Genomic DNA, 12,592 nt, shown 5'->3' on the forward strand with positions numbered 1-12,592 from the left:
AAAATAAAAATACATCTGACAGAAATAAACTTTGGTCTGTGTGTATTTTTGAAAGTTCTGATGCAAGGATAAAACAATCCAACAGAAACGGAGCATCATCCGATGGAAATGGAGTGTTATCCGATGGAAATGAAGCGTCATCTGATGGAAACGGAGCGTTATCTGATGGAAATGAAGCATTATCTGATAGAAATATGATATAATCCGATAAAAAAGAAACATAAAATTGAAATAAAATGAGAAAACATTACTACACAATCGCAGGAATGATACAGAATTTTGGAATTCTGTTTGAAAATTTGAAAAATAATGCCGAAATTGCCCAAGAAATGGCAGAATATGGCTATGGAGAGACAGAAATTGCACAAGGAAAGGCTTTGTATGATAAGGCTATCGAATTACATCAAGCCAATCTGAAGGAAACCAAAGAAGAAACGGAGTCGTATGCCGATTTCGACAAGAAATTCAACTCCGTCTTGTCCGTTTTTATGAAAGACCGCAAGAAGGGAAAAATCGTTTTTAAAGACCAAGAAGCCAATTTGCGTACACTTCGTTTGAAAGCCTTGCCCTCAAAGAGCATCGCTTCACTGATGGAGGAGATGAAGAATTTTTATAACGTGCTCGACCAAGATGAAGCCTTACGCCAAGCTATTTCTCGCTTAAAAGTTGATGAATCGCACATCAAATCGCAGTTGGAAGGCATCGTACAAGCCGAGAAAGCCTACGCCGCATATCAGAATGAAAAAGGAGAGGCACAACAAGCCACAAAAAACAAAGATGCTGCATTCAGCGAGTTGGAAAAATGGGTGCGTGAGCTGTACAGTATCGCAAAAATAGCCTTGGAGGACAAGCCTCAACTGCTGGAAAGCATCGCAAAATCAGTTCGAGGTTAAAAATAACAAAATAATATAGTATCTTTGCCGAAGTTTTACTGCTTTGGCAAAGATTTTTTAATAAAACAACGAATTAAATACATTAACTAATCGTATTTATTTTCAAGCTGAACGTATTTATTTTCAATCGGAATGCATTAACTGTCAGGCTGAGTGTATTAATTGTCAGGCTGAGCGAAGTCGAAGCCTCTTTGAGTAAAGTCTAAGCCTTTTTGAATAAAGTCTAAGCCTCTTTGGATAAAGTCAAAGTCTCTTTATACAAAAAAATCCAAATTCGTTCGGTTTGATAATGAAAAAATCTTGTTTTGATACATAAAATCATTTAAAACGAATAAAAAACATATAAAAAAGAACATATTCTTATAAAAATCACCTAAAAACAACTATGAAATTATCATTAACGGCTGTATGGTCGCTCTTATTCTGCTCTTTTTCATTTGCACAAACAGATTTTGCCTCTCCGCTGGACATTCCGTTGCTATTATCGGGCAATTTTGGGGAATTACGTCCCAATCATTTCCACGCGGGAGTTGATTTTAAAACGCAGGGACGCGAAGGACTCAATATATACGCCGTAAAGGAAGGATATGTATCACGAATTAAGGTTAGTGCGTACGGATATGGCAAAGCACTGTACATAACGCACCCTAACGGATATACAAGCGTGTATGGGCATTTACAAAAATTCGCTCCTGCTATTGAAGCCTACATCAAAAAGCAGCAATATGCTCGTAAATCGTTTGAAATTGACGTCTATCCGAAAGAAAATGAATTGGTAGTAAAGAAAAAACAGCTCGTGGGACTTGGAGGAAACACGGGAAGCAGTGCAGGGCCGCATTTGCATTTTGAAATCCGCGATGCCAATTCCAATGCACTTAATCCGCTGTTGTACGGATATGAAATAAAGGATAATATTCCGCCTGATGTGTATCAAGTGATGGCATATCCGCTGGGAAGAGAAGCCCAAGTGAATCAATCGCAGCTTCCGCAAACGGTAAAACTCGTTAAGCAAGCCGACGGCTCGTATGTTGCGGATAAAATTTTTGCCAACGGAATGATAGGATTCGGATTGCAGTCCATAGACAAGCAAAATGACACGCATCATCAGAACGGCGTATATAAAGTGAGCTTGGCGGTAAACGGAGAAACGCACTTTCAGTATGTATTTGACAAACTTAGCTTTAATGAGGCTCGTTATATCAATACATTTATTGATTATCAAACGTATGTTAATAAAAAGTCACGCGTGCAATTGCTCTATCGTGGCAAAGGGAACAGAATTTCCACCATTTACACAGTCAATAAGAACGAAGGACAGCTTGATGTTCAGGAAAATATGGATTATCTCGTAACAATTACTGCCGAGGATATAAAGGGGAACGTCTCCAAGATTAGTATTCCGGTAGAAGGCAAGAAGTTGAAAGTGAAAGAGCCTCGACCGGTGATAAACGGAGAGGTTATAGTATCAGGACGCAACCAATATTTCACCTTTGATGGCGGGAATATCTATTTTCCCGAGAGAACTTTCTACGATGATTTTCTGATGCAGATAGAAAGCAAAAATGACACGCTAACCTTGCATAATCCGGCAACAGCTGTGCATAAATTATTTAATTTGTCGTTCAATAATACGAAATTCAGCGAAAAGGAAGCCAAACAAGTGTTCATTGCCCGGTTAAATGAGAAAAATAAGCCGTCAGCCGAACGAACTATTTATAAAAACGGACTATTTACAACCCGAACGCGTAATTTGGGAAGGTTTACGCTTATGAAAGACACTATCGCTCCCACTTTGCGTCCGTTAAACTTTAAAAACAATGCAACGGTTACTGCATCTGCTTTGAAAGTGGAGATAAAAGATGATTTAAGCGGCATTGAAAGCTATTCGGCGACGTTAAACGGACAGTGGATTTTGTTTGAATACGAACCAAAGACGCAAACCCTTACGTTCGACTTTTCAGACATCGATACGAAGAAGACAGATACCTATAAATTGGAGATGACAGCCAAAGACGGAGTCGGAAACGTGCAAAAGCTCAATGTATCTTTCAAAAAGAAATAAGAATTAATACATTAACAATTAAGTAAATAATTAAAAATAAGTAAATATATGAAACGTATTATTTTTACAGAAAACGCTCCTGCCCCAATTGGTCCTTATAATCAGGCAACTTTGGCAGGTAATACTTTGTATGTATCAGGACAAATTCCGGTTGACCCAAAAACGAACGAAGTTGTAAAAGGAATTGAAGCAGCTACGGTTCAGGTGATGGAAAACTTAAAAGCAGTGCTTGAGGCTGCGGGTGCAACGTTTGAAAATGTAGTAAAAACAACTATATTTTTGGCAGATATGAATCAGTTTGGAGAAGTAAATGCCGTATATGGCAGATATTTTGACGAAAAAACAGCTCCTGCTCGTGAAACGGTTCAAGTAGCGAACTTACCGAAGTTTGTTGAGGTTGAAATTTCGTGTATTGCGGTTTTATAATTCCCAAAATGATATAAAAAATCCGAAGAATTCAGAACGTTCTTCGGATTTTTTTGTGAATTTATCAATCAACGATGAATAAATCTGCAGCAATGCCGTCGGATAGGAACTTTCCTTTGTGAGTTACTACAAGATGTTTGTCTTTGAAGGCAAGCAGTCCGTTTGTAATGTGCTTTTCGGCTTGTAATTGAATGTAATCCGAGTATTTTTTTCCGAAAACACTTTCAATTTCTTCAACGGAAATGCCAATCATCGTTCGGATTCGGGTAATGATGAGTTCGTTGTATCGGTCGTTTTGTGAAAGCACTTCTTTTTCTGCAGGAAGTATGTTTTTTTGTATCTGTTCGATGTATTTTATGTTGTTGGCGATGTTCCAACTGCGTTCAGTTCCGTTAAAACTATGAGCAGAAGGACCAATTCCCATATATTTTTTTCCAAACCAATAAGCAGTGTTGTTACGGCTGAAGTATCCTTCCTTCCCGAAATTGGAAAATTCGTAGTGAATGAAGCCTTCTTCTTCCAAAATAGAAAGCATCGTTACGAAATGTGCGTGAGCTTGCTGCTCATTAACGTCAGGGATTTTCCCCAGAGCGATAAATTTGTGTAATGCGGTTTTAGGCTCAACGGTTAATGCGTACGCCGATATGTGCGGAATGTTAAACGACAGAGCTTTACGAAGGTTTTGTTCCCAGCGTGTGTCATCCATATTGGGGATTCCGTAAATCAGGTCGATGGTGATGTTATCAAAGAAATTGGGAGCTTCCGCAAGGAGTAATTCGGCTTGTGTTGCGTTGTGGGCTCGATTCATAAGGTGTAAATCCGCATCATAAAAGGACTGTACGCCAATACTCAACCGATTTATGCCCAATTGTTTCAAATTTGAGAGCAATCCGGTAGGAGAGGAGCTATCTCTGAAAAAATCATCAGGATTTGCTTCCAGAGTAATCTCTGCATCGGGGCTGATATTGTAATTTTCGTGAACGGTTTGCAGAATGTTTTGTAATTCTTCAAAGGAAAGTATGCTGGGCGTTCCTCCTCCGAAGTAAATGGTTTGTAGTTGGCTGTTATCGGCTTCTTGTTTTCGTAAAATCAATTCTTTTCGGATAGAATTTACCATTTCATTTTTCCGTTTTAAAGTTGTGGAAAAATGAAAATCACAATAGTGGCAAGCCCGCCTGCAAAAAGGGATATGAATGTAAAGACTATGCACTATTTGGAAGTATTAACGCACCCGATTTTCGTTCTGTTTGACAAAAGATTCCCAACTATTGTATGATTTTTGTGAAGAAACTCGTCCGCTGTTAAAAAAGTGGCACACAGCTACGGCTAATCCGTCGGTAGCATCGAAATATTTGGGCAATTCTTTGATGTTCAGTAGCTGTTGAAGCATTTTGGCTACTTGTTCTTTGGAAGCATTTCCGTTACCGGTGATAGCCATTTTAACTTTTTTGGGTTCGTATTCCGTTATGGGAATTTGTCGGGAAAGTCCTGCTGCCATAGCGACTCCCTGAGCTCTTCCCAGTTTCAGCATCGATTGCACATTCTTCCCGAAAAAAGGAGCTTCGATTGCCAATTCATCGGGATGATAGGCGTCAATAAGTTCTAAAGTTCGCTCGAAAATAACACGGAGCTTTAAATAATGGTCAGAATATTTTTTTAGTTGTAATTCGTTGATTTGTAATAACTCCATTTGTTGTTTTTCGACCTTTATAAGCCCAAAACCCATTATGGTAGTACCCGGGTCAACTCCTAAAATTATTTTTTCCAAAATTATTTTACGTTAATAGCGATGGGAATTGTAAATTGCGAACTTACTTCCAATCCTTGTTTTGTAGCAGGAATTACCGGATTTTCTTTTGAAATGTTGTTTAAGTGCATAGCCAAGATTTCCTCAAAAGATTGCTCGGCTGTTGCCAAAGTTTTACTCACTTTATCGGAAGCTTCCAAACTAACAAGCACGATGCTTCCTGAGTTATCAACTTTAATATTTACCAATATTTTTTCGTTAATTGCTTCTAAAGCCTCAAGTTTTTCTTTCTGAAGTTTTTCCGTAAGTAATTTTACGAAAGAATCTTCAAAACATTTTTTTTGCTCTTCTTTAGGTAAAGAGTCAGAACAAAGACCTCTAAATACAGGAAAAGTATCCACTTCGTCTTTGTTTATTTCATTGAGTTTTACTTCAACGATAGAATCCAACTTTGCTTTTTTTATTTTTTCCTTCTCTTGACTTGACAGATTTGAATTATTTCCATTGCACGAAATAAACATAAAAGGCAAGCATAAAAACCAAAAACAATATTTCATAAATAGATGTTTTAGAAATCAGGTTCCAAAAATAGTATAAAAAATGATACAAAAAAAATAAAACTGATTTTTTTATTATTTGTAAAATTTTATATCTTTGTGGACTGTACACAGGAATGAATGTAAAAATGTAATTTTGTAAGATTTTATAAAAAATGATTTTTTGCCAAAGATTAATTTTTTATGCTTTTTAATTCCTTGTTAATCAGATAAGAAAATATAAACAAAAGGATATGAAATACAAAAGGATTTTGTTGAAATTGAGCGGTGAAGCCTTGATGGGAGGACGTCAATACGGAATAGATCCGGTTCGTTTAAAAGAGTATGCAACTGAAATCAAACAAGTTGTTGAAAAAGGTGTTGAAGTAGCGATTGTTATTGGAGGAGGAAATATTTTCCGCGGGGTTGCGGGAGCAAGTAATGGAATGGATAGAGTACAAGGCGACTATATGGGGATGCTGGCAACGGTTATAAATTCGCTTGCCTTGCAAAGTGCTTTGGAAGAAGAGGGTGTATTTACGCGTTTGCAAACAGCCATCACTATGGAAGCCATTGCAGAACCTTTCATCCGTCGTCGGGCGGTGCGTCACTTGGAAAAAGGGCGTGTGGTGATTTTTGGTGCAGGAACCGGAAATCCGTACTTTACAACCGATTCGGCTGCGGTTTTGAGGGCAATTGAAATCAATGCCGATGTAATTTTAAAAGGAACTCGCGTAGATGGAATCTATACCGCTGACCCTGAGAAAGATAAAAATGCAGTAAAATTTGAGAACATCACTTTTGATGAGGTGATGAATAAAGGTTTGAAAGTTATGGATATGACGGCTTTCACTCTAAGTCAAGAAAACGAATTGCCAATTATTGTTTTCGATATGAACAAAAAAGGCAATTTGTTAAAGGTGGTTTCGGGTGATAATGTGGGAACTACCGTGAATTTGTAAAAAGACTATTGAAAATAAAACTTTGTAAAGAAATTTGATTTATATGAATGAAGAAATAGATATTATTCTGGACAGTACAGAGGAGGCGATGCAAGGGTCTTTAGCACACTTGGATAAGGCATTAGGAAACATTCGGGCAGGAAAGGCGAGTCCGCAAATGGTGGGAAGCGTCTTTGTCGATTATTATGGTTCGCAAACTCCGCTGAGCCAAGTGGCAAACGTAAGTGCCCCCGATTCCCGAACAATTACAATTCAGCCGTGGGAGAAAAAAATGATTCAACCTATTGAAAAGGCAATTCTGTTGGCAAATTTAGGTTTCAACCCGATGAATAACGGTGATGTGGTTATTATCAGTGTACCGCCTTTAACGGAAGAACGTCGTAAAGAACTTGTTAAACAAGCTAAAGGTGAGGGAGAAGATGCGAAAATCAGTATCCGAAATGCTCGTCAGGAAGCAAATAAAGAAATTAAAAAAACAGAAGCTTCTGAGGATGTTAAAAAAGGAGCAGAAGAAAGCGTACAAAAACTCACCGATAAATATATCAAAAAAGTAGAAGAAGCTTTAACGGTTAAAGAAGCTGAAATTTTGAAGGTGTAATAAGGTTAAAATAAATTGAGGAAATGAGCAATGGAATAATTTTTCGTTGCTCATTTTTTATTTGTGAAAGATTAAAAAAAATGTTGTTGCAAATCATTATAACAGAAATGAATACACTTACACTTCTTTCATATATCTTGAATTTTTTGAAATTATCTTGATTTTTTATTGAGAAAATATTAATTTTACCACGATAAAACTTTGATATATGGAGAAACATTTAATAGACCGATTAACCTCCCCGATTCACAAATTTACTAAACAAGCAAAATCCGGAGGTATTGTATTAGGACTTAATGTAATTATAGCTATTGTGCTGGCAAATTCACCTTGGGCTGAGCATTATTTCCATTTTTTTGAACATCATTTAGGATTTACCTTTGATGGAAAAACATATTTAAATATGCCATTACACCATTGGATTAATGATGGATTGATGGCATTGTTTTTTTTCGTTGTGGGGCTCGAATTAAAACGTGAAATTGTTGCAGGAGAGTTATCAAATCCTCGAAAAGCATTATTGCCAATTGGGGCAGCTATTGGTGGGATGCTCGTACCTGCAGTCATATATATATCATTAAACCCAACAGGAGAAGTACACGGAGGTTGGGGAATTCCTATGGCAACGGATATTGCTTTTTCATTAGGAGTGTTGTATTTATTAGGAGATAAAGTGCCAATATCGTTAAAGGTATTTTTGACTGCATTGGCAATTGTTGACGACCTTGGTGCAGTATTGGTAATTGCATTCTTCTATACTTCCGAGATTTCGTTGGCGAATTTAGGAATTGGTTTAGGGTTATTATTCTTGCTTTATGTAGGAAAACGTATCGGAATACGTCACGTTTTGTTTTATGCATTGGTAGGAGCCGTTATTTGGGGGGCATTTTTGCTTTCTGGTGTTCACGCTACTATTGCGGCGGTATTGATAGCTTTTATGATTCCTACTGATGTACAAATGAAAGAAAATGAGTATGTACACAACATAAAAGGTTATTTGAAAAAGTTTAAACGATTGGATCCTAATAATAAGATTCCAACACTTACTGAAAAACAATTGCATTTGTTGGAGAAAATAAATGTGGATACACGTAGGTCTATTCCTCCATTACAACGTTTGGAACACGCTATGCATCCCTTTGTTACTTTTGTGGTAATTCCAATTTTTGCCTTGGCAAATGCGGGAGTTTCTTTATCTATAGATGTAGATCAATTGTTTAGCACCAATATTGCTTTGGGTGTTGCACTTGGTTTGTTCTTCGGAAAAGTTATTGGAGTTTCAGGATTTACAGTGTTTATGGTAAAAGTTCTTAAATTGTCTCCATATCCGAGGGGAATGAATCTGCGAAACCTTATCGGATTAGGGCTTTTGGCAGCCATTGGATTCACAATGTCTCTATTTGTAACCACATTAGCTTTCGAACATCCACTTTATATGGATCAAGCCAAAATAGGTATTTTTGTAGCTTCACTTTTAGGTGGAACTTTGGGATATATAGTTTTGAATAAAAAGGAAGATAAAATAAATAAAGATGAAACAATAGATATAGGTCAATCGGAAGAATAAATAAGAAATTAGATAACAAATTCATAAAGGAAAAACCTCTTCAAGTTTTATGTTTTGAAGAGGTTTTCCTATTTTATAAAAAGATTAAATTTTAAAATTTAGCCGAAAAAATCTTCGGATTGATGTTTAAACTACACCAGAACCAATCTTGATAGCCACGTGCATTAGGCGTTTTTTTGAGTGTATTGAGGGCATCTGTGGTAAAGTAGGTAGAATATCCCATTTGTAACCCGATATAAGGCTGTACTTTAAGGGTATAAACCAAATCTATTTCGTTACCTAAACCGCGTTTTTTGTTGCCTTTGCTATCGTAAACAATTCCTGCTGAAGCAAAATTATGCCAAGTAGCAGAAAAGCTGCTTTTTTCACCAATTCGGAAATTAGCCGTCAGGTACGGATTGATAAGTCCGAAGGGATTTACCGCAGGAACGTAATAATAGTCCATAAATCCGTAAAATTTATGGTTAGTTCCCGAAAATGGGTCGAAAGCCTTATCTTTTCCTGATGTGTCATCGGCATTTTTTCCGCTCAAATAATCAATTCCTGCCGATAAACTGAACACATCCGAAAATTTATATCCCATATTTACAGCAAACATATAAGCACTTTTGGTAGCTCCACCGGCATTTTTTCCGGTTTGGAAGTACGAAGTCAGCCCATATTTCCAATCGTTTGTTGTTCCCGCATAATGAAACCCGAAAGTCTGCATATTATGAGTTTCATTTGAAACCGCATCATCTCTGAATCCTAAATTGCTGAATAGTAATGAAATTCGATTACTTTCGGAAATACGATACAGTCCGTGAAATGCTTCTAAATGCTGATAATTCTGAGCTCCTTTGGTAAAATACTGACCAGCCGGATTATTGATGTTTTTATCCGTGTAATTTTGGTTGAAGGCAAAGAAACTGCGAAGCAAAAACTTATCCGAGGTCTTCCAATCTAAGTTTACCGCATCGTGGCTTCTGCCAGCAGGATGCCAATCCAATGAACCAAAAATGCGGTCGTCATCTAAAACAATCATCTGCCTACCGATTTTTGCACTTAATTTTTGTGCTATGGGGAAGGAGGCGTAAGCTTCAAAAACAGAGAAACCTCCGGTTTTGTCCGTTACTTGAATTTGAGGTGCTTGCCCCCAAACATTAACATTTTGAAGCGAGAGATAAAATCGTAATCGGTCTGTATTTTTGTAATCGAAATTCAATCTTGTACGATTGTTCACCAAGATGGCAGGTTGTTTGCCTTTCTCCAAAGGAAGATACGCTCCGTTACGATACTCAAAACGCGGACGGATTTGAGCCGAAAGCGAAAATTCATTGTGTTCCTCTTGAGCATTTGCCGGAACTGACAACGTTAAGAGGACGCCAAGTGTAACTGCTGAAAAAAAATGTGTCTTCATATTTATTAGTTAATTTTAAGTTTCTCTTCAAATTTATAGTTTGCTGTAAAATAATGTAAAACTTACAGAATATATGTCTCTTATTTAGAATAAAAATAAAATACCTTAAAATCTTAAAATACTTTATTTTGCTCTTGCAAATGTAGTTAAAAGATTTTAAATTTGCAATAATAAGATACAAATATCTTTTTAAACGATGACAACAAGAAATAAAGAAACAAAACAGGTCAAAAAGGGCAAGTATTTTAAATATTTGATTCCTTCTTTGGTAGGGGTGTTACTTGGATTGAGCGGATACATCTTTTATATATCCAAGGCGTATTCTTACCTATCTGACGACCCCAAAGCCTGTGTGAATTGCCACATTATGGCTCCCGAGTATTCCACGTGGTTTCACTCCTCACACGGGCGAAACACCGTATGTAATGATTGTCACGTTCCGCACGACAATTTCTTCAGAAAGTACTATTTTAAAGCAAGCGATGGCCTACGGCACGCCACAATGTTCACTTTCCGAATGGAACCGCAAGTGATAACAATGCACAAACCGGGGCAAATGGTGGTTCAGGAAAACTGCATCCGTTGTCATAGCGAGCTTAACAGCGTGGTAGGTATGGGAAATGTAACGGCTCAGATGGCACACGCCGACCAAGGTAAGTTATGCTGGGAGTGCCATACCGATGTACCTCACGGAAACGTTCGCGGGCTGAACTCGGCACCCAATGCCAGAGTACCCCTTGCCTCCGAACCAGTGCCTGATTGGCTTAAAAATATGGTAAAAAACCAACAAAAAGGAAAATAATCCGTTTTGTAAGCGAAATATAAAATATTGACTGACAATTAATACACTTAGCGATGAAAAAGAAAAATTGGTTAATCGTAGGAATTTTGGCTGTGGTAACCTTCCTTTTAGGAATGCTTGCCAACTCCATTATGGGAAGAAAAGCCGAAGCACAGATTATTTCGAGAGCAAATACCGATATCAAAGAATTTGAAGCTCGAAACGAAATTTGGGGAGAATACTATCAACGTGAGTACCAATCGTGGTTACAAACTGCCGATACTACTTTCCGAGCCAAATATATGAGTAGTGATAATGATGATTTATTGGCAGAACGTCCCGAGATGGTCATTTTATGGGCAGGATATGCTTTTTCAAAAGATTATACCGCACCACGTGGGCATATGCACGCCGTTGCGGATGTTACGCATACGTTGCGTACTGGGGCTCCAACCGATTCCACACATTCGCCACAACCCGGAACGTGCTGGACTTGTAAAAGCCCTGACGTTCCCAGACTTATGAATAAAGTGGGTATTGAAAATTATTACAAAGCTCATTGGGACGAGTGGGGAAGTGAAGTAGTAAACCCGATTGGTTGTGCCAACTGCCACGACCCTAAAACAATGAATTTGACCATCACGCAACCTGCTCTTGTAGAAGCGTTTAATCGTCAAGGGAAAGATATTACCAAAGCTACTCATCAGGAAATGCGTTCGTTGGTGTGTGCACAATGTCACGTGGAGTATTATTTTAAAGGAGATACTAAATATTTGACTTTCCCTTGGGATGAAGGAACAAAAGTAGAAGATGTCGAGAAATTTTACGACAACGTAGGTTGGACGGATTTCGTGCATAAAGTGAGCCGTACGCCTATCTTAAAAGCTCAACACCCCGATTATGAAATCTTTAAGTTAGGAATTCACGCACAACGTGGTGTTTCGTGTTCGGATTGTCATATGCCTTACAGAACTGAAGGAGGTGTGAAGTACACAGACCACCACATTAGTAGTCCGCTCAGAAACGTGAACGCAAGCTGCCAAGTTTGCCACAGACAACCTGAACAAGAGTTAATCAAAAACGTGTACGAACGTCAGGATTACGTATTTACTTTAAGAAATCGTTTGGAAAAACAATTGGCAAAAGTACACTTCCAAGCTAAATTTTTGTGGGATAACGGAGCAACCGAAGAGCAAATGAAGCCGATTTTAGACCTTATCCGTAAATCGCAATGGCGTTGGGATTTCATCACAGCTTCACACGGTGCGGCTTTCCACGCTCCGATTGAATCACAGAAAGTGTTGGGTGATGGTATGTTTTTCGCAATGCAAGCCGAATCGGATATGAACAGCTTGACCGACAGATTGAGAATCGCTGCCAAATTTGAAATGCCGGATATCAGCACGAAAGCCAAAGCTCAGGCAATTATCGGTTTAGATATGGAGAAAGAAGAAGCGAACAAAAAACAATTTATGAAAACCATCGTTCCGAAATGGATAAAAGAAGCCAAAGAAAAGGGCAATTTGGTTACTCAAAAGTAAAATCTTCCTAAAAAATTAACAAACCGTTGCAGATTATTTTGAAATACAAAACACTGCAACGGTTTTTTTTATAATTTTGA

At 37.9% G+C, this 12,592-nt stretch carries 13 protein-coding genes; 9 read left to right on the forward strand and 4 right to left on the reverse strand.

What is annotated here, in order from left to right:
• Positions 1 to 38 precede the first annotated feature (38 nt).
• The 4 genes from GN105_RS05565 to GN105_RS05580 all read left to right on the forward strand — a co-directional run bounded on the left by GN105_RS05565 (position 39) and on the right by GN105_RS05580 (position 3,381).
• Positions 39 to 203, forward strand: a complete 165-nt coding sequence (locus GN105_RS05565) for a hypothetical protein (RefSeq protein WP_155284445.1) — start codon at positions 39 to 41, stop codon at positions 201 to 203.
• 33 nt (positions 204 to 236) lie between these two features.
• Positions 237 to 893, forward strand: a complete 657-nt coding sequence (locus tag GN105_RS05570; RefSeq protein ID WP_155284446.1) for a PQLLE family protein — start codon at positions 237 to 239, stop codon at positions 891 to 893.
• Positions 894 to 1,278: 385 nt separating this feature from the next.
• Positions 1,279 to 2,955: a M23 family metallopeptidase gene (locus tag GN105_RS05575; protein ID WP_155284447.1), complete on the forward strand. Its 1,677-nt coding sequence runs from the start codon at positions 1,279 to 1,281 to the stop codon at positions 2,953 to 2,955.
• A gap of 48 nt (positions 2,956 to 3,003) precedes the next feature.
• A complete protein-coding gene (locus GN105_RS05580) occupies positions 3,004 to 3,381 on the forward strand; it encodes a RidA family protein (RefSeq protein WP_095896936.1) in 378 nt (125 codons plus the stop codon).
• A gap of 64 nt (positions 3,382 to 3,445) precedes the next feature.
• Here the strand turns inward: GN105_RS05580 and hemW are convergent, their stop codons facing one another.
• From hemW to GN105_RS05595, 3 genes are read right to left on the reverse strand one after another with little or no spacing between them, the layout of a single operon-like run.
• Complete coding sequence (gene hemW, locus GN105_RS05585; RefSeq protein WP_155284448.1) at positions 3,446 to 4,591, reverse strand: radical SAM family heme chaperone HemW; 1,146 nt, start codon at positions 4,589 to 4,591, stop codon at positions 3,446 to 3,448.
• A gap of 12 nt (positions 4,592 to 4,603) precedes the next feature.
• Entirely contained in the window at positions 4,604 to 5,149 is a 546-nt protein-coding gene (gene ruvC / locus GN105_RS05590) for a crossover junction endodeoxyribonuclease RuvC (protein ID WP_155284449.1), read from the reverse strand.
• A 2-nt stretch (positions 5,150 to 5,151) separates the two neighbouring features.
• Positions 5,152 to 5,685 (reverse strand): hypothetical protein, encoded by a 534-nt coding sequence (locus GN105_RS05595; protein WP_155284450.1) that lies wholly within the window; start codon positions 5,683 to 5,685, stop codon positions 5,152 to 5,154.
• 233 nt (positions 5,686 to 5,918) lie between these two features.
• Here GN105_RS05595 and pyrH point away from each other — a divergent pair, with 233 nt between their 5' ends.
• The 3 genes from pyrH (at position 5,919) to nhaA (ending at position 8,791) form a co-directional block, all read left to right on the forward strand.
• Positions 5,919 to 6,626, forward strand: coding sequence for a UMP kinase (gene pyrH / locus GN105_RS05600; protein ID WP_155284451.1), 708 nt, complete (start codon positions 5,919 to 5,921; stop codon positions 6,624 to 6,626).
• A 43-nt stretch (positions 6,627 to 6,669) separates the two neighbouring features.
• Entirely contained in the window at positions 6,670 to 7,224 is a 555-nt protein-coding gene (gene frr / locus GN105_RS05605; protein ID WP_155284452.1) for a ribosome recycling factor, read from the forward strand.
• A 208-nt stretch (positions 7,225 to 7,432) separates the two neighbouring features.
• Positions 7,433 to 8,791, forward strand: a complete 1,359-nt coding sequence (gene nhaA, locus GN105_RS05610; protein ID WP_155284453.1) for a Na+/H+ antiporter NhaA — start codon at positions 7,433 to 7,435, stop codon at positions 8,789 to 8,791.
• A 91-nt stretch (positions 8,792 to 8,882) separates the two neighbouring features.
• Here the strand turns inward: nhaA and GN105_RS05615 are convergent, their stop codons facing one another.
• Positions 8,883 to 10,190: an alginate export family protein gene (locus tag GN105_RS05615; RefSeq protein WP_155284454.1), complete on the reverse strand. Its 1,308-nt coding sequence runs from the start codon at positions 10,188 to 10,190 to the stop codon at positions 8,883 to 8,885.
• 196 nt (positions 10,191 to 10,386) lie between these two features.
• Between GN105_RS05615 and nrfH the strand changes: the two genes are divergently transcribed.
• Positions 10,387 to 10,992, forward strand: a complete 606-nt coding sequence (nrfH, locus tag GN105_RS05620; RefSeq protein ID WP_155284455.1) for a cytochrome c nitrite reductase small subunit — start codon at positions 10,387 to 10,389, stop codon at positions 10,990 to 10,992.
• 53 nt (positions 10,993 to 11,045) lie between these two features.
• Positions 11,046 to 12,512, forward strand: a complete 1,467-nt coding sequence (gene nrfA, locus GN105_RS05625) for an ammonia-forming cytochrome c nitrite reductase (protein WP_155284456.1) — start codon at positions 11,046 to 11,048, stop codon at positions 12,510 to 12,512.
• Positions 12,513 to 12,592: the final 80 nt, after the last annotated feature.

The organism is Capnocytophaga felis (assembly GCF_009684755.1).
Classification (GTDB): domain Bacteria; phylum Bacteroidota; class Bacteroidia; order Flavobacteriales; family Flavobacteriaceae; genus Capnocytophaga; species Capnocytophaga felis.